15 protein-coding genes are annotated in these 17,407 nt (G+C 70.6%); 11 read left to right on the top strand and 4 right to left on the bottom strand.

Annotated elements, in window-relative coordinates:
- Window positions 1–266: 266 nt before the first annotated feature.
- Entirely contained in the window at window positions 267–821 is a 555-nt protein-coding gene (locus ABZS69_RS24645; protein ID WP_355376597.1) for an Asp23/Gls24 family envelope stress response protein, read from the bottom strand.
- A gap of 76 nt (window positions 822–897) precedes the next feature.
- On the opposite strand from ABZS69_RS24645, the gene ABZS69_RS24640 reads away from it, so the two are divergent.
- A complete protein-coding gene (locus ABZS69_RS24640; RefSeq protein WP_355376595.1) occupies window positions 898–1,428 on the top strand; it encodes an HIT domain-containing protein in 531 nt (176 codons plus the stop codon).
- A gap of 28 nt (window positions 1,429–1,456) precedes the next feature.
- Here ABZS69_RS24640 and ABZS69_RS24635 read toward each other — a convergent pair whose 3' ends face one another.
- The 3 genes from ABZS69_RS24635 to ABZS69_RS24625 all read right to left on the bottom strand — a co-directional run bounded on the left by ABZS69_RS24635 (window position 1,457) and on the right by ABZS69_RS24625 (window position 7,542).
- Window positions 1,457–3,541, bottom strand: a complete 2,085-nt coding sequence (locus tag ABZS69_RS24635; RefSeq protein WP_355376593.1) for a hypothetical protein — start codon at window positions 3,539–3,541, stop codon at window positions 1,457–1,459.
- Window positions 3,542–3,695: 154 nt separating this feature from the next.
- On the bottom strand, window positions 3,696–5,213 hold the full coding sequence (locus tag ABZS69_RS24630; RefSeq protein WP_355376591.1) for a family 10 glycosylhydrolase: 1,518 nt from the start codon (window positions 5,211–5,213) through the stop codon (window positions 3,696–3,698).
- 187 nt (window positions 5,214–5,400) lie between these two features.
- Window positions 5,401–7,542 (bottom strand): elongation factor G-like protein EF-G2, encoded by a 2,142-nt coding sequence (locus tag ABZS69_RS24625; protein ID WP_355376589.1) that lies wholly within the window; start codon window positions 7,540–7,542, stop codon window positions 5,401–5,403.
- Between the two features lie 145 nt (window positions 7,543–7,687).
- On the opposite strand from ABZS69_RS24625, the gene pgsA reads away from it, so the two are divergent.
- The 10 genes from pgsA (at window position 7,688) to pdxT (ending at window position 17,406) form a co-directional block, all read left to right on the top strand.
- Window positions 7,688–8,311 (top strand): phosphatidylinositol phosphate synthase, encoded by a 624-nt coding sequence (gene pgsA, locus ABZS69_RS24620; RefSeq protein ID WP_355376587.1) that lies wholly within the window; start codon window positions 7,688–7,690, stop codon window positions 8,309–8,311.
- On the top strand, window positions 8,308–9,216 hold the full coding sequence (locus tag ABZS69_RS24615; RefSeq protein ID WP_355376586.1) for a phosphatidylinositol mannoside acyltransferase: 909 nt from the start codon (window positions 8,308–8,310) through the stop codon (window positions 9,214–9,216). The genes pgsA and ABZS69_RS24615 overlap by 4 nt, the downstream gene beginning before the upstream one ends.
- Window positions 9,213–10,343 (top strand): glycosyltransferase family 4 protein, encoded by a 1,131-nt coding sequence (locus tag ABZS69_RS24610; RefSeq protein ID WP_355376584.1) that lies wholly within the window; start codon window positions 9,213–9,215, stop codon window positions 10,341–10,343. The genes ABZS69_RS24615 and ABZS69_RS24610 overlap by 4 nt, the downstream gene beginning before the upstream one ends.
- On the top strand, window positions 10,340–10,882 hold the full coding sequence (locus tag ABZS69_RS24605; RefSeq protein WP_355376583.1) for a hypothetical protein: 543 nt from the start codon (window positions 10,340–10,342) through the stop codon (window positions 10,880–10,882). The genes ABZS69_RS24610 and ABZS69_RS24605 overlap by 4 nt, the downstream gene beginning before the upstream one ends.
- Window positions 10,883–10,944: 62 nt before the next feature.
- Window positions 10,945–11,964, top strand: a complete 1,020-nt coding sequence (locus tag ABZS69_RS24600; RefSeq protein WP_355376582.1) for a DUF3048 domain-containing protein — start codon at window positions 10,945–10,947, stop codon at window positions 11,962–11,964.
- 115 nt (window positions 11,965–12,079) lie between these two features.
- Window positions 12,080–12,994: a pyridoxal 5'-phosphate synthase lyase subunit PdxS gene (gene pdxS / locus ABZS69_RS24595; protein ID WP_355376581.1), complete on the top strand. Its 915-nt coding sequence runs from the start codon at window positions 12,080–12,082 to the stop codon at window positions 12,992–12,994.
- Window positions 12,995–13,210: 216 nt separating this feature from the next.
- Window positions 13,211–14,881 (top strand): alkaline phosphatase D family protein, encoded by a 1,671-nt coding sequence (locus tag ABZS69_RS24590; protein ID WP_355376579.1) that lies wholly within the window; start codon window positions 13,211–13,213, stop codon window positions 14,879–14,881.
- Between the two features lie 90 nt (window positions 14,882–14,971).
- Window positions 14,972–15,400, top strand: a complete 429-nt coding sequence (locus tag ABZS69_RS24585; RefSeq protein WP_355376577.1) for a MarR family transcriptional regulator — start codon at window positions 14,972–14,974, stop codon at window positions 15,398–15,400.
- A gap of 100 nt (window positions 15,401–15,500) precedes the next feature.
- Window positions 15,501–16,682 (top strand): MFS transporter, encoded by a 1,182-nt coding sequence (locus ABZS69_RS24580; protein WP_355376575.1) that lies wholly within the window; start codon window positions 15,501–15,503, stop codon window positions 16,680–16,682.
- A 145-nt stretch (window positions 16,683–16,827) separates the two neighbouring features.
- The gene (gene pdxT / locus ABZS69_RS24575) at window positions 16,828–17,406 is read left to right on the top strand and encodes a pyridoxal 5'-phosphate synthase glutaminase subunit PdxT (RefSeq protein WP_355376574.1); all 579 of its coding nucleotides are present in this window, start codon (window positions 16,828–16,830) and stop codon (window positions 17,404–17,406) included.
- The last annotated feature ends 1 nt before the right edge of the window (window position 17,407 follow it).

Raw genomic sequence — 17,407 nt, 5'->3', positions numbered from 1 at the left:
ACACCCTAAGGTCCGCCCTACGCGGCCGGAGGGCTTCACGTACAACCTGGCCGGGGCGTTCTACGGATCGCCGGCTGTGAGCGCCTGACGCTCCCTGAGACGTCCTGGCGCGGGGAGGGTCGATCGCCGTGCGAGCCGTCGTCTGGGCGCGCTTGATCGCCTCGGGGGAGGGCCCGGTTGCCCCGAGGACCCGTCGTGTGGCCGCGCGCCGATCGCCCCACAGCGCGTCGGGTGGGGCGGTCTGCGGTTGCCGCTCCGGTGGGGTGTCAGGGGGTGGAGGGGTCGTCGTCGTCGGGGGTGTCGCGGGGGAGGGGGCGGGGCTCGCCCGGGAGGCGGACGTCGTCGACCGTCACGTTGACCTCCGCGACCCGCATCCCGAGCATGTGGCTGACGGTCCTGGCCACGTTCGTCTTGACCTCGGAGGCGACATCCATCACCACGTGGCCGTACTCCACCACGATGGTCACGCTCACGGCCACCTGACGGTCCTGGATCTGCGCGCTCACCCCCTGGTTGGCGCGCCGGGAGCCGATGCCGATGCGGTCGCGTACGGACTCGAAGGCCCGCGCCAGGTCGCCACCGAGATCGGCGACACCGGTGACCTCAAGGGCCGCCAGGGCGGCGACCTTCTCGACCACCTCGTCGGCGACCTTGATCCGGCCCTTGACGACGGCGCCGAAGGAGGGCGTCTCCGGGAGCGGCACGCTGCTGGACGTGGGGCCGGACTCTTCGACCGGGTCGTCGGCGGGGTCGGGGGTGTCGGTGGGCGGGGTGGGGTGGGCGGTCGGCAGGGCGTCGTGCTCGGCTAAAGCGTCGCTCATCGCGGCCTCCTCAAGGCGGTGCTTGGGATTGTGCCGGAAGAGCGGGCCGTTTGTCCGTGGTCCTATGCTGCTAGATATGCACGATCAGGCAGGGGCAGGGTCCCCCGACAACTTCCAGCGTCTGTGGACCCCGCATCGCATGGCCTACATCAAGGGCGAGAACAAACCGACGGGCAGCGGCCCCGACGACGGGTGCCCGTTCGACGCGATCCCCAAGATGAGCGACGAGGACGGCCTGATCGTCGCCAGGGGCGAGACGGTCTACGCCGTGCTCAACCTTTACCCGTACAACTCCGGCCACCTGATGGTGGTCCCCTACCGGCACGTGTCCGACTACGACGAGCTGGAGCCGGCCGAGCTGGTCGAGCTGGGGGAGTTCACCCAGAAGTCGCTGCGCGCGCTGCGCAAGGCCAGCGGGGCGCAGGGCTTCAACGTCGGCATGAACCTCGGCCACGTCGCCGGCGCCGGCATCGCCGCCCACCTGCACCAGCACGTGGTGCCCAGGTGGGGCGGCGACACGAACTTCATGCCGGTCGTCGCCCAGACCAAGGTCCTGCCCCAGCTGCTCCGCGACACCCGCCAGCTGCTCGCCGACGCCTGGGACTGACCCGCTCAGGAGGACCCAGGAGGGGGCGTCACTTCGTCGCGGTCGCTAAGTCCGACGACACGGGGCCGGCGACCGGCTCGCGGTCGCGCCGCAGCACGCCGATGCCGGTGGCCAGCAGCAGGGGCACGGCCAGCGCCAGGGCCATGGACAGCACCGCCGCGCCCGAGTCGTTGACGAGCATCCCGATCACGCCGCTCACAAGCGTGCCGATCAGCCCGGCGCGCAGCGCCGGCGAGTGCTCGAAGGCGGCCGGCACCACCCCGGCCGACGCCTGCTCGGGGCGCAGGATCGCGTACACGAGGAAGGCGGCGGCCGCGATCACGATCGGCATCAGGTTGGGGCTGAGGAGGGTGGCGAGCATGGCCTGCAGCTTGCGCAGGATGACGTCGAACGCCTCCCCGGTCAGCACCTGCCCCACGAACCTGCCCAGGTGCGTCTGCTCGTCGGCCGGCTTCAGGTAGTTGAGCCAGGCGAACGTCATCACGATCACCCCGCCGGCCACCAGGAACGCGCCCAGCTTCACCAGCGAGACCCGCTTGCCCGCCAGGAGCAGCGCGGTCACCGCGATGCCCGGCACGAACGCGATCACGCCGCCGAAGTCGCTGCCCATCCCGGACCCGCCGAGCACCATCGCGAACGTCCCCAGCCCCACGATCGCGGCCAGCCCCACCTTGCCCGGCCACCGGTGCGCGATCACCGTGGTGGCCAGCAGGGTGCCGGTGGCCAGGAGCGCGAACGGGATGTTCCCCAGGCCGTAGTAGCGGGCCCCGACGTCCGCGCTGTAGCCCATGATGCTGTTGAGCTGCAACGTCGTACCGGTCAGCAGGTCGCCCGCCAGCGTCAGCGCGGTGATCCCGGCCACCACCGCCAGCGGGCCCAGCGGCCGGCGCCGCCACGGCCCCGCGAACGCCGCCGCCGTGACGACCGCCGCCCACCCGAGCACCCCGGCCACCAGCTGCGGCAGGCTCGACCAGGGCAGCAGGTTGACCAGGTAGCTGGAGACGGGCAGGGCGGCCAGGGCGACGGCCGCGAAACGTACCGGGGCCAGGCCCTTGCGGCGGCGCAGCAGCAGGAACGCGACCACGTAGAACAGCACCTGCAGCACGGCCACGGCCGTGAAGTAGATGCCCTTGATCGAACGGATGGCCTGCGCGGTGGCGTCGGCCCGCTGGAGCCGCGCGAACGTCGCGCCCGGCCCGCCGACCTGCAGCGGGACGCCGACCACGGTGCTCGGGACCGGCACCCCGAGCTTGGTCAGGACGGTGGAGGTCAGGTCGGGCAGGATCGAGATGTCCTCGCGGTGGGTGGAGGCCGCGCCGAGCAGGTGGCCCTGCGCGCCGGGCTCGCGCAGCGCGGCCACCCGCAGGTGGGGCACGGAGCCGTGGTCGGACAGGCCCGCGAGCAGTACCGCCGTGTCGGCGGGCAGGACCGACAGCAGCGCGCCCGCCTTGGCGTCGGCCAGCCGCAGCGCCTCCCGCCGCTCGGCGGCGCTGAGCTGGTCGGGCACCTTGGGCAGCTTGCCGCCGGCCAGGTAGGGGCGGACGAGATCGTCCACGTCCATGGCGATCATCCGGCACCGTTCGAGGTCAGGCGTGCGGACCTGGAGCGGGGAGGAGCGGTACTCCTGGACCGCGCCCTGCCGGTCGGCCAGGCCCAGCGCGGCGCCGGGGCCGATGGCGATCGAGCACTGCCCGGCCGCCTTCAGCGCCTCGCCCAGCGTGCCCGCGTTGCGCTGCCCGGCCACGTCGATGAGGTAGCGGTAGCCGGGGATGACCGCGCCCGCGCCCTGCTGCTCGGGCATGGGGGGCGCGCCGCAGCTGTATCCGGCCGCCGACCTGGTGCCGGCCGACACGGTCAGCCAGCCGTCGTAGGGGCAGGTCACGCCGCCGACGGTACGTACGGACAGCGAGCCGATCGCGCTGGACCTCGCCAGCTCCCACAGATTGGGGGAGTCAGCCTGGGTGATGTCGTTCCAGTGCAGGCCGGACACGCCGATCAGCGCGACCCGGCCCGAGCTCGCGTCTTTCGCTGCCTGGGCCGGACCGGCGGACAGCCCCTGGCCGAGCAGGACCTGACCGACCAGCACGGCCAGCACGACTAGCGCGCGCCTCATCCCGATGACCTTCCGTGATCGATGGTTCCGTGGCACGGTAGAGCAAGATCATGTTCCGGCGCCACCGGACCCGACTACCCTCTCATGCGGTGCATGTATCACGTGCGTCGTTCGGATTTGCGGCGGATGGTGCGCGGTCCCCGGGATCGGGCCCTTACGGGGCCGGGGTCTTCACCTTGGCGGCCTTGCTCTCGTGGCCGAGGCGGCCGACGGCCGTGACCACGTACGTCGCGTCCGGCGTGGCCGCGAACGACGGGCTGGTCACGACGGCGACCAGGTTGCGGGCGTCCGTGCCGTGGCAGTCCTTGCCGGACTTGGGCACCTGGTACACCGCGTACGCCCGCGCACCCTGGGACGGCTTCCAGGACAGCTGGGAGCCGGCGGCCTTGAGCCCGGCCGGGGCGGGAGGGGCGGAGCCGCCCAGCCCCTTGATCAGGGGCAGCAGGGCGGGGCGGGAGTAGTGGTTCTTGGCGACGCGGTCCACGGACCCGATGGGGTTGTCCAGCAGGTTCTTGGCGCTGAAGTAGACCTCACCCTTCACCTGCTTGTGATCCCGGTTCACGCCCACCTCGGCGGACAGCTCGCCGGGCTTGGTCCAGGCGCGGTCGTCCTTGGCCCCCACCCGGTAGAGCCCCTGGCCGATGTACAGGTGCACGTCGGTGCCCTTGACCTCGTCGGACCACCAGGCCGCCAGCGTGTTGTAGTCGGCCAGCTTGTGGCCGCGCGGCCAGTAGAGCTGCGGGAGCACGTAGTCGACGGTGCCCGACTTGATCCAGGCGCGCGCGTCCGCGTAGATCGAGTCGTACGCGGACATGCCCGACGTGTTCGAGCCGGTCGGGTCGTTCGACTTGTTGCGCCAGATGCCGAAGGGGCTGATCCCGAACTTGACGTACCCCTTGGTGTCGTGGACGGCCTTGTCGACCTGCGCGACGAGCGTGTTGACGTTGTCGCGCCGCCAGGCGGCGAGCTTCTTGCCGTCGCCGTACTTCGCGAACGCCGCCGCGTCGTCGAACTTCTGCCCCGCCGCCGGGTACGGGTAGAAGTAGTCGTCGAAGTGCACCCCGTCGATGTCGTAACGGGACACCACGTCCGTGATGACCTTGGTCACGTGGTCGCGGACGGCGGGCAGGCCGGGGTTGTAGTAGAGGCGGCCGCCGTACTTGATCGTCCAGTCGGGGTGCTTGCGTGCCGGGTGGCCGGCGGGCAGCTTGGCGGCGCTGTCGCCGTAGGAGGCGCGGTAGGGGTTGAACCAGGCGTGGAACTCCATGCCGCGCTTGTGCGCCTCGTCGATGAGGAACGGCAGCGGGTCCCAGCCGGGGTCCTTGCCGGCCGTGCCCGTCAGATATTGGGTCCAGGGCTCCAGCGACGACTTGTACAGCGCGTCGGAGGCGGGCCGGACCTGGACGAAGACCGCGTTGAGGTTGCGCTTGGCGGCGCCGTCGAGGATCTTCACGTATTCGGCCCGCTGGCGGTCGGGCGAGAGCCCCGTCTTGGAGGGCCAGTCGATGTTCTGGGTGGTGGCGATCCACACCCCGCGCAGCTCGCGCTTGGGATAGCGGGCGTCGGCCGTGCAGGCCGCGGCGGGTGCGGCGGCGATGGCCGTCTTCTTCTTGCTCGCTGCTGGGCTCTCCCCGGCTCCGGGGCCGAACACGTAGGCGGCGGAGGTGGTCACGACCGCGAGAGCAGCAGCGGCTAGGAGTGGGCGTCCAGTTCGCATAATGCCACCCAGTGTGGCAGTTGCCGCGGGATGCTCGGTACGAAAAAAAGAAATCGACTCGTGATGCTTCTGTGACAAAAAGCCATGGCTGGGCCGGGAGGGAGCAAAGCCCTCCCGGCGCCGTCCAGCCTCGTTCCGGACCTCAGTCCGCGGTGTCGGCCACCTTGCTCGCCAGGTTCGGCGGAAGGGGCTCGTAGCGCAGGAAGGTCCGCTGGAACGTCCCGGTGCCGTGTGACATGGATCTCAGATCGATGGCGTACCGGGTGATCTCCAGCTCGGGCACCTCGGCCTTGACCAGCGTACGTCCCGTGCCGACGGGCTCCGTGCCGAGCACCCGCCCGCGCCGCGACGACAGGTCGGACATCACCGACCCCACGTAGTCGTCGGCGACGAGCACCGACAGTTCGTCCACCGGCTCCAGCAGCAGCGTCGACACCTTCGACGCCGCCTCCTTCAGCGCGAGCTGGCCGGCGATCTGGAAGGCCATGTCGGAGGAGTCGACCGAGTGGGCCTTGCCGTCGTACAGGGTGACGCGCACGTCCACCATCGGGTAGCCGGCCACGACGCCCCGCTCCATCTGGGCCCGCACGCCCTTCTCCACCGACGGGATGAACTGCCGCGGCACCACGCCGCCCACGATCTTGTCGACGAACTCGAACCCGCCGCCCGACGGCAGCGGCTCGACCTCGAGGTGGCAGATCGCGTACTGGCCGTGGCCGCCGGTCTGCTTGACGTTGCGGCCCATCGCCTGGCACTTGCCGCCGAACGTCTCGCGCAGCGGCACCCGCAGCCCGACCCGCTCCACCTCGACGCCGTGGCGCTTGGACAGGCGGTCGAACAGCACGTCGGTGTGCGCCTCGCCCATGCACCACAGGACGAGCTGCCGGGTCTCGGCGTTGTTCTCCAGGCGCAGGGTCGGGTCCTCGGCCACCAGCCGCGCCAGGGCCTGCGACAGCTTGTCCTCGTCGGCCTTGGACCTGGCCCTGATCGCCACGGGCAGCAGCGGGTCGGGCATGGCCCAGGCGGTCATCAGCAGCGGGTGCTCGACCTCCGACAGGGTGTCGCCGGTCTCGGCCCGCGACAGCTTGGCCACCGCCACGATGTCGCCCGCCGTGCCCTTGGCCGCGGGGCGCTGCTGCTTGCCCAGCGGGCAGGTCAGGGTGCCGATGCGCTCGTCCACGTCGTGGTCCTCGTGCCCGCGCTCGGCCAGGCCGTGCCCGGACACGTGCACGGTCATGTCGGGGCGCAACGTGCCCGAGAAGACGCGTACGAGGCTGATGCGGCCCACGTACGGGTCGCTGGTGGTCTTGACGACCTCGGCCACGAGCGGGCCGTCGGGGTCGCAGGCGATGCCCTTGACCGGCTTGCCGGACAGGTCGGTGATCTCCGGCAAGGGGTGTTCGAGGGGCGAGGGGAAGCCCTGCGTCATGAGCTCGAGGATCTCCAGCGCGCCGACGCCGAGCCCGCTGCACAGCACCGGGTAGAAGCTGCCGCGCGCGACGGCCTTCTCCAGGTCCTCCACCAGGACCTTGGTGTCGATGGGCTCGCCTTCGAGGTAGCGCTCCATGAGCGATTCGTCTTCGCTCTCCTGGATGATCCCCTCGATCAGCTCGCCGCGGCGCTCCTCGATCTGCGCCGCGTACTCGGCGCCCGGCTCCTTCTCCGTGCGGGCGCCCGTGGCGTAGTTGTAGAACTTCTGCGACAGCAGCCCGATCAGGCCGTTCACATGGCCGTTGGTGATGACCGGCAGGTAAAGGGGCGCGACGCCGTCGCCGAAGACGTCCTGGCACGTCGCGAGGACCTCGTCGAACTCGGCCCGCTGGTGGTCGATCTTGGTGATCACCACCGCCCGCGGCATGCCGACCTGGGCGCACTCGTCCCACAGCATCTGGGTGAGGCCGTCGACCCCCTCGGAGGCCGACACCACGAACAGCGCGGCGTCCGCCGCGCGCAGCCCCGCGCGCAGGTCGCCCACGAAATCGGCGTAACCGGGGGTGTCGAGCAGGTTGATCTTGATACCGTTGTGGACCAGCGGTGCCACGGCGAGGTTGACCGATCGCTGCTGCCGGACCTCGACCTCGTCGAAGTCGCTGACCGTGTTGCCGTCCTCCACGCGGCCGACGCGCTGGACGGTGCCGGTCGCGGCCAGCAGCTGCTCGGCGAGGGTCGTCTTGCCCGCTCCTGAGTGGCCGACCAGCACGACATTGCGTATCGCATCCGCCCTGTCGGCCGTGGGTGCCCTGCCCGCGGCTCCCGCAGCGCCACCGGTGTTCTTCTCTGCCACATCAGCCTCCCGCGTCGCCGGATATTCCAACGACCGCGCCCAAGCGGAGGGTGTCTGGAAACCGCATGGACGCGGTGTGTTCACCAAATACCCCTGTGGCGGATATCACAAGGGGGATGGGGCAAAGAAAGTTGTCAGGCGTTCCATGGCCTACGATCGGACGGCGATGCTCAAACTCCTGCGCCCGGCCATGACCCGGATACTCACCCCGCTGGGCAGGGCCCTCGTCGGCCGCGGGATCGGCCCGAACGCCGTCACGGCGATCGGCACCCTCGGCACGGTCGTCTCCGCCCTGCTCTTCTTTCCCCTGGGCCTGCTGACCTGGGGCGCCCTCGTGATCACCGTGTTCGTGCTGTTCGACCTGCTCGACGGCGTGGTGGCCCGGCTCGGCGGGAAGGGCGGCTCCACCTGGGGCGCGTTCCTCGACTCGACGTTCGACCGGGTGGCCGACGCGGCGATCTTCGCCGGCCTGATCCTCTACTTCATCTCCGTGCACGACACGCTCATGGCCGCCGTGACGCTGGTCTGCCTGATCGCGGGCTCCCTGGTGTCCTATGCCAAGGCCAGGGCGGAGGGGCTCGGGCTCACGGCCGACGTGGGGCTGGCCGAGCGGCCGGAGCGGCTGGTCGTGGCGCTCGTCGCGGCCTGTTTCGCGGGGCTCGGCGTTCCGTACATTCTTCCTGTGGGCATGTGGCTGCTCGCGGCGGCCAGCGTGTTCACCGTGGGGCAGCGCGTGGTGGCCGTCTACCGGCAGACGAGGGAGAGATGAGCGACAAGACGTCTTTCGGCGATCGGGTCGTGGCCGCGGGGTTCGCGGCGGGCTGGAAGCTCGTGCCGCTGCTGCCCGAGCGCCCGACGGCCGCGGTCTTCCGCTTCCTGGCCGACCGGGTCTGGAGCAGGCAGGGCAAGTCCGTGCGCCGGCTGGAGTCCAACCTGGCCAGGGTGACCGGGCTCGACGCGGGCAGCCGCGAGATGCGCGAGCTCAGCAAAGCCGGCATGCGCTCGTACTTCCGCTACTTCCACGAGATCTTCCGGCTGCCGTCGATGGACGTCGAGGAGATCGTGCGCCGCAGCCACACCATCGGGGCCGAGCACGTCCACGCCAACGTGGCGGCCGGGCGAGGCGTGGTGCTGGCGCTGCCCCACATGGGCAACTGGGACCAGGCGGGGGCCTGGCTGGTGGGGGTGGGCCACCCGTTCGCGACCGTGGCCGAGCGGCTCAAGCCGGAGTCGCTGTTCCGCCGGTACGTCGCCTTCCGCGAGGGGCTCGGCATGGAGGTGCTGCCGCTGACCGGCGGCGACGGGCACAACTTCGGCACGCTGGCCACCCGCGTGCGCAAGGGCGGCGTCGTGTGCCTGCCCGCCGAGCGAGACCTGACCAAGGGCGGCGTCGAGGTGCGCTTCTTCGGCGCGACCACCAAGGTCCCCGCCGGGCCGCCGCTGCTGGCCGTGCAGACGGGGGCCGCGCTGCTCCCGGCCATCCTCTACAACGTGGGCGACGACTGGGGCATCCACATCCACGAGGAGGTCCCGGTCCCGGCCGAGGGCACCCGGCAGGAGAAGGTCGCGGCGGTGGCGCAGGGGCTGACCGACGTGTTCGAGAAGGGCATCTCCGAGCACCCGGAGGACTGGCACATGCTGCAGCGGCTCTGGCTGGAAGACCTCGCGCGATGAGGATCGGCATCGTCTGCCCCTACTCGTGGGACATGCCGGGAGGGGTCAAGCAGCACATCGACGACCTGGCCCAGGCGCTGATCGCGCAGGGGCACGAGGTGTCGGTGATCGCGCCGGCGGCCGACGACGACGAGCTGCCGCCGTACGTGACGGGCGCCGGCCGGGCCATGCCGGTGCCGTACAACGGGTCGGTGGCCAGGATGTCGTTCGGCTTCCTGTCGGCCGCGCGGGTGCGGCGGTGGGTGCGCACGGGCGAGTTCGACGTGCTGCACATCCACGAGCCGCTGATCCCGAGCCTGGGCGTGCTGGCCTGCTGGGCGGCCAAGGGGCCGATCGTGGCCACGTTCCACGCGTCGTTCACGCGCTCGCGGGCCATCGCGGTGGCCGAGCCGTTACTGCGCAGCGCGCTGGAGAAGCTGACGGGCCGCATCGCGGTCTCCGACGCGGCCCGCAAGAGCCTGGTCGAGCAGTTCGGCGGCGACGCCGTGCTGATCCCCAACGGCGTCACCGTCTCCCGCTACACCGAGGCCGAGCCGCTCGACGGCTGGGGCCCCGACGGCGCCACGATCGGCTTCCTGGGCCGGATGGACGAGGAGCGCAAGGGGCTGCCGATCCTGCTCGACGCGTTCAGGACGCTCGCGGCCCGTCGGCCCGGCCTGAAGCTGCTGCTCGCCGGGCCCGGCGACGCCAAGGACGTGTACGAGCGGGTGCCGAAGGAGTTCCACGACCGGGTGACCGTGCTGGGCATGGTGAGCGAGGCCGACAAGATCCGCGCCTACCACTCGGTGGACGTGTTCTGCGCGCCCAACACGCGCGGCGAAAGCTTCGGCATCGTGCTGGCCGAGGCCATGGCGTCCGGGGCGACGGTGCTGGCCAGCGACATCCCGGCCTTCCGCAGGGTGCTGGGCGAGGGGCAGGCGGGCGCCCTGTTCGCCAACGGCGACGCGGACTCGCTGGCGCGCGAGGCCACCGCGCTGCTCGACGCGCCCGAGCGGCGGGCCAAGCTGGCCGCCGAGGCGCTGGTGGCGGTGCGGAAGTACGACTGGTCGACGGTGGCGCGGGACGTCGTACGCGTCTACGAGACCGTCACCACCAGCGGGGCGGGGCGCGTGGAGGAAGACCTGTGACACCCACCATCGTCGTGCTGATCGCCGGCATCGTCGTCGTGCTCCTGGCCGTCTACGTCTCCTGGCGCGCGGGCCGGCTCGACCGCCTGCACATCCGGCTCGAACTGGCCCAGGAGTCGCTGGACGCCGCGCTGATGCGGCGCAGGGCGGTGGTGCTGGAGCTGGCCGGGTCGCGCCTGCTCGACCCCGCCACCTCCCTGGTGCTGGCCGCCGCCGCGCACGAGGCCAGGACGGCGGGCCCGGAGGAGCGCGAGCACGCCGAGAGCGACCTGTCGCGCGCCCTGCGGGCGGCCGTGGACCAGGAGCGGTTCAGGGAGAAGCTGTCGGAGTCGCGCGGCGGCGGTGACCTGCTGGACGAGCTCGACACGGCGGTGGCCAAGGTCGTTTACTCGCGCCGCTTCTACAACAATGCGGTTGCGGTCACGAGGACCGCGCAGCGGCGCTGGCTGGCCAGAACCCTCCGCCTGGCCGGGCATACCGAATACCCGCAATTCTTCGAGATTGATGACAATCCGCCAGCGGCTATGGCAACTGAATGACCTGATTTGGGGAAGCCAGTAAGCTTCATCCCGTTTTTCGGGCTGAAGCGAGGAGTGTTCACGTGCGGCTACCCCGGATGATCACGGTCACATTGGCCGGTGCGGCGGTGCTGCTGCCCGTCGTGTCCTGCTCCTCCCAGGAGGAGCCCGCCCCCGGGAAGGCGCCCCAGGCCGCCACGGCCGCGCCCAGCGAGCAGCCGACCGAGGCGCCCGAGGGGCACCCGTTCACCGGCAAGCCGTACGACGAGCTGAAGCCCGTGCTCGCGGTGAAGATCGAGAACACCGCGGCGGGCAAGCCGCAGCTCGGTCTCAAGAGCGCGGACATCGTCTACGTCGAGCAGGTCGAGGCGGGCCTGACCCGGCTCATGGCGGTCTTCTCCTCCAAGGTCCCGCCCAAGGTCGGCCCCGTCCGCAGCGCCCGCATCTCCGACCTGCACATCACGCCGCAGTTCGGCAAGCCGGCCTTCGCCTACTCGGGCGTGCAGACGCTGATGCTGCCGTTCGTGGCCAAGGCGTCGCTGTTCGACGTCGGCGACACGCGCAACCCGGGCGCCTACTTCCGCCAGCCGGGCCGCTTCGCCCCCTACAACCTCTTCGCCAACACCAAGGACCTCTTCTCCAAGGCCCCCAAGGCGAGCAAGGCCAAGGACATCGGCTTCACCTTCGGCGACGCCCCGGCCGAGGGCGGTGTGGACAAGAAGTCGTACACGGTCAAGTGGCCCGCGGCGCGCTTCACCTTCGCCTGGTCGGAGGAGAAGAAGCAGTGGCTGATCTGGCAGGACGGCAAGAAGGACATGGCGGCGGAGGGCGGCCAGCTCGGCGCGCCCACGATCGTCGTCCAGTACACCAAGACCGAGCGCTCGCAGTTCCACGACAAGAACCAGAGCTACACGCCGCTCGTGCACACCACGGGCAAGGGCAAGGCGATCGTGCTGCGCGACGGCAAGGCGTACCAGGCGAACTGGGAGCGGGAATCCGAGGACACCGGTACGACGTTCACCACGGAGAGCGGCGAGCCGATGAACTTCGCGCCCGGCCAGGTCTGGGTGGCGCTCGCCAGCCGCAAACCCGTCATCCCCTAGACGCCTACGTGTCTAACTATGGCGATAAATCCTGACATCTTGGCATGTCGGGGGAGGGGTCCTTCAGGACCTACCATGGGGTTGATAACTTACCGAAGCCGTGAGAGCCGTGAGGATGACCGTGTCGACCAGCACGCCTGAAAGCACCCCCGTCACCGGAACCGCCCGTGTCAAGCGTGGCATGGCCGAGATGCTCAAGGGCGGCGTCATCATGGACGTCGTCACCCCCGAGCAGGCCAAGATCGCCGAAGACGCCGGCGCGGTGGCCGTCATGGCCCTCGAGCGTGTGCCCGCCGACATCCGCGCCCAGGGCGGGGTCTCCCGGATGAGCGACCCGGACATGATCGACGGCATCATCGCCGCCGTGTCGATCCCCGTGATGGCCAAGGCCCGCATCGGCCACTTCGTCGAGGCCAGGGTCCTGCAGGCGCTCGGCGTCGACTACGTGGACGAGTCGGAGGTGCTGACCCCGGCCGACTACGCCAACCACATCGACAAGTGGCAGTTCACCGTGCCGTTCGTGTGCGGGGCCACCAACCTGGGCGAGGCCCTGCGCCGCATCACCGAGGGCGCGGCCATGATCCGCTCCAAGGGCGAGGCCGGCACCGGCGACGTCTCCAACGCCGTCACCCACATGCGCACGATCCGCGCCGAGATCAAGCGCCTCACCTCGCTGCCCGAGGACGAGCTGTACGTCGCGGCCAAGGAGCTGCAGGCCCCGTACGAGCTGGTCGTCGAGGTGGCCAAGACGGGCAAGCTGCCGGTCGTGCTGTTCACCGCGGGCGGCATCGCCACCCCGGCCGACGCCGCGATGATGATGCAGCTCGGGGCCGAGGGCGTGTTCGTGGGCTCGGGCATCTTCAAGTCGGGCGACCCGGCCAAGCGCGCCGCGGCCATCGTCAAGGCCACGACCTTCTACGACGACCCCGACGTCATCGCCAAGGTCTCGCGCGGCCTGGGCGAGGCCATGGTCGGCATCAACGTCGACGAGATCCCCCAGCCGCACCGCCTGGCCGAGCGCGGCTGGTAGGCGGCGCGTCGCTGCAGGTCGCCCGGCCTGCCCATGTGGCATGATCACGTACGGCAGCCGGGGCGCACCACAGTGTGACGATGAAAATCGCCAGAAAAGGTGGCATCCGCGAAGGTTGCCGCCTTTTCTGTGTTGTGTGGCGTTCACCAAGTAGTCATGATCTTCAGTAAAGCTACCTGGCGTCCCCCTCACCCTTGATCGTCACAGGAGCGACACGTGTCCAAGCTGAACCGCCGGCACTTCCTCGTCACAGGGTTAGCGGCGGGCGCCGCCGCGACCATCCCGGCGACCGCCGCCTTCGCCGATCCCGACCCCGCCGTCGAGCTGGCTTCGCGTGACCTGCGCACCGACCCCTTCACGCTCGGCGTCGCCTCCGGTGACCCCGACCACGAGGGCTTCGTCCTGTGGACCAGGCTCGCCCAGGAGCCGCTGGCCGAGGACGGGTTCGGCGGCATGCCGCAGCGGCCGTTCCCGGTCCAGTGGCAGGTGTACGCCGACGAGCGGTGCCGCCGCGTCGTCCGCTCCGGCGTGAGCGTGGCCACGCCCGAGTGGGGCCACAGCGTGCACGTCGAGGTCGACCGGCTGAGCTCGGATCGCGAGTACTGGTACCGCTTCCGCGTCGGCAAGTACGTCTCGCCGGTCGGGCGCGCCCGCACCGCGCCGCACCCGCTGTCGTACGGCACCTCGCTGGCGATGGCGTTCGTCTCGTGCGCCCAGTACGAGCACGGCTACTTCACGTCGTACCGCAGGCTGGCCGAGGAGAACGCGGATCTCATCCTGCACCTGGGCGACTACCAGTACGAGTACACCAAGGACACCTACACCATCCCCGGCGGCAACGTCCGCGACCACGAGGGCCCCGAGACCGAGAGCCTGGCCAACTACCGCCAGCGCCACGCCCAGTACAAGGCCGACCCCGACCTGCAGGCGGCGCACGCGTCCGCGCCGTGGCTGGTGGTGTGGGACGACCACGAGGTCGACAACAACTGGGCCGACGAGATCCCCGAGAAGCCCGAGGTCCCCCAGCCGAACTTCCTGGCCAGGCGCGAGGCCGCCTTCCGGGCCTACTACGAGAACATGCCGCTGCGCCGCACCTCCATCCCGCGCGGCATCGACATGCAGCTCTACCGGCGGATCCGGTGGGGCCGGATGGCCATGTTCCACATGCTCGACACCCGCCAGTACCGCGACGACCAGGGCTGCGGCGACGGCTACCGCGACTGCCCGGCCGCCGTGGACCCGGCGCGCTCGCTCACCGGGGCCGAGCAGGAGTCCTGGCTGCTGGACGGCTTCCACAACTCCCGCGCGCAGTGGGACATCATCGGGCAGCAGGTCTTCTTCGCCCAGCGCGACAACAACGCCGGCCCCGCCAAGATCACCAGCCAGGACGCCTGGGACGGCTACGTCGCCTCCCGGCAGCGCATCACCCAGGGCTGGGTGGACGCCAAGGTGCGCAACCCCGTCGTGCTGACCGGCGACGTGCACGCGCACTGGGCCAGCGACCTCAAGCTGAACTACGACGACCCGACCGGGCCGTCGGTGGGCTCCGAGCTGGTGGCCAGCTCGATCTCGACCGGCGGCGACGGGGCGGACTCCGACCCGGCCACGCACCCGTTCCTGACGATCAACCCGCACCTGAAGTTCTACAACAACCAGCGCGGTTACGTGCTGACGAAGATCGAGCGGGACCAGCTGACCGCGGACTTCAAGGTCGTGCCGAAGGTGCAGACGCCGGGTGCCGACGTCTACACGCGGGCCACGTTCGTGGTGGAGGACCGGGTGCCGGGGGTGCAGCAGACCTACCTGCGGCCGCTCGACCCGACGCTGCGCGCCCAGCAGCAGCTGACCGTGGAGGAGACGGTCCGCCTGGAGACCGAGCGTCCCTGACGGACGGTCCGACGAGCGGCACCCCGGTTTCCGGGGTGCCGCTTTTTTCTTGACCGGAATATTAGCCAGGCTAAGTTAGTTGGGCTAAGCATGAGGGACGACCCCACCCGCCTGGCCGAGCAGGTCTCCACGGTGCTGCGCCACCTGGTCCTCCTGCTCAGGCGCACCGTCGCCGGCCAACCCGTCACCAGCCAGCAGTACGCCGTGCTCGGCTCGCTCGAACCCGGCCCGCGCCGCATGACCGAGCTGGCCGAGGAGCACGCCGTACAGCTGCCCACCATGACCGTGCAGATCAACCGCCTGGAGGACGCCGGCCTGGTGGCGCGCGGCTCCGATCCGGCCGATGCCCGCGTCAGGACGGTCGAGCTGACCGGCGAGGGCCGCGCGCGGCTGCTCGCCGTGCGGCGGGCCAGGATCGCCCACCTCAGCCAGGAGCTGGCCGCGCTCACCGACGACGAGCGCGCCACGCTCGCGGCCGCGCTGCCCGTCCTGGCCAAGCTCGGCCGCAACCCCAGGTAGGCCGGCAACCCCCCGGCAGGTCGGCATCCCCCGGTGGGCCGGCCGCGACCCCAGGTAAAGGAGCACCATGCAATCCGGCGGCGGAATCCTTCGCCAGCCCATGTCCGTCTGGGCCACCGCGTTCGCCGCGGTCGTGGCCTTCATGGGCATCGGCCTCGTCGACCCCATCCTCCCCTCCATCGCCCAAGGTCTGAAGGCCACGCCCAGCCAGGTTTCGCTGCTGTTCACCAGCTACTTCCTCGTGACGGCGGTGGCGATGCTGATCACCGGCTGGGTCTCCAGCCGCATCGGCGGCAAGCGGACGCTGCTGGCCGGGCTGGCGCTGGTCATCGTGTTCGCCGCGCTCGCCGGCACCTCCACCAGCGTCGGCGAGCTCGTCGGCTTCCGCGCGGGCTGGGGCCTGGGCAACGCGCTGTTCGTGGCCACCGCGCTGGCCGTCATCGTGGGCGCGGCCAGCGGCGGCGCGGAGTCGGCGATCATCCTGTACGAGGCCGCCCTCGGCCTGGGCATCTCCGCCGGCCCCCTGGTGGGCGCCCTGCTCGGCGACTGGAACTGGCGGGCCCCGTTCTTCGGCACCGCGACCCTGATGGCCGTCGGCCTGGTGCTGATCGTCACCCTGCTCAGAGCCACGCCGAAGCCCGCGGCCAAGACCAGCCTCGCCGCCCCCATCAAGGCCCTCGCCCACGGCGGCCTGTCCACCACGGCCTTCACCGCGCTCTTCTACAACTTCGCGTTCTTCACCGTGCTGGCCTTCACCCCGTTCATCCTGCACATGTCCCCCTACGGCATCGGCGCGGTCTTCTTCGGGTGGGGCGTCTGCGTGGCGCTGGCCTCGGTGTTCGGCGCGCCGCCGCTGCAACGCAAGATCGGCTCGGTGAACGTGCTGCACCTGTCGCTGGCGCTGCTGGCCGTGTTCCAGATCGGCATCGCATTGTCCGGACACGCCGGGATCATCCTGTTCACGGTGCTGTCCGGCATCCCCATCGGCCTGAACAACACCGTCTTCACCGAGTCGGCCATGGTGGTCTCCGACGCGCCCAGGCCCGTCGCCTCCGCGGGCTACAACTTCGTGCGCTGGATGGGCGGCGCGCTGGCCCCGTTCATCGCCACCAAGCTGGGCGAGGAGATCGGCGTCGCCGTCCCGTACGCGCTCGGCGCCGCGTGCTGCCTGGCCGGCATGGCCGTCCTTTACCTGCGGCGCCACCACCTGCGCGTCCTGAGCCGGGTGGACGCCGACCACACGCTCCAGGACGCTGTGGCTCCCGCCGCCCACGGGGCCTGATTTCCCGTCCCGCGACCGCACCCCGGCACGCCCCGCCCGCCCGCGCGCGACGCGGGCGGGCGAGGCGAAAAGGGCCCGGTAGGAAGATCCAGGCCCATCCTGGTGTTGAATTGTCTGAACCCGCACCCAGACGGAAGGATCGACTGTGCCCACGATCGGTGTACTCGCTCTCCAGGGAGATGTGCGCGAGCATGCGCGCATGCTTCAGGAGGCAGGAGCGTCGGCCACAGCCGTGCGCCGACCGGCCGAGCTGGACGCGGTCGACGGCCTGGTCATCCCCGGTGGGGAGTCGACCACCATGTGGAAGCTCGCCGAGACCTTCGACATGCTGGAGCCGCTGCGGCTGCGGGTCAAGGAAGGCATGCCCGCCTACGGCTCCTGCGCCGGCATGATCATGCTGGCCGACAGGATCGAGGACGGCGTCGCCGGCCAGCAGACGATCGGCGGCATCGACATGGTGGTCAGGCGCAACGCGTTCGGCCGCCAGGTCGACTCCTTCGAGTCCGACCTGGACTTCGCGGGGGAGCGGGTGCACGCGCTCTTCATCCGCGCGCCCTGGGTCGAATCCCTCGGCGGCGACGTCGAAGTGCTGGGCAGGTGCGAGCCTGGGGATAGGATCGTCGCGGTCCGTCAAGGGCCGTTGCTCGCGACGTCGTTCCACCCCGAGCTGACCGGGGACACTCGCGTGCACCGTTACTTCGTAGACATGGTGAGGGAGCTCTAGG

This window comes from Nonomuraea sp. NPDC005650 (assembly GCF_040605375.1).
Lineage (GTDB): Bacteria > Actinomycetota > Actinomycetes > Streptosporangiales > Streptosporangiaceae > Nonomuraea.
Note: the sequence above shows the minus strand (reverse complement) of the source record. Positions and strands in the feature narration are given on the sequence as shown.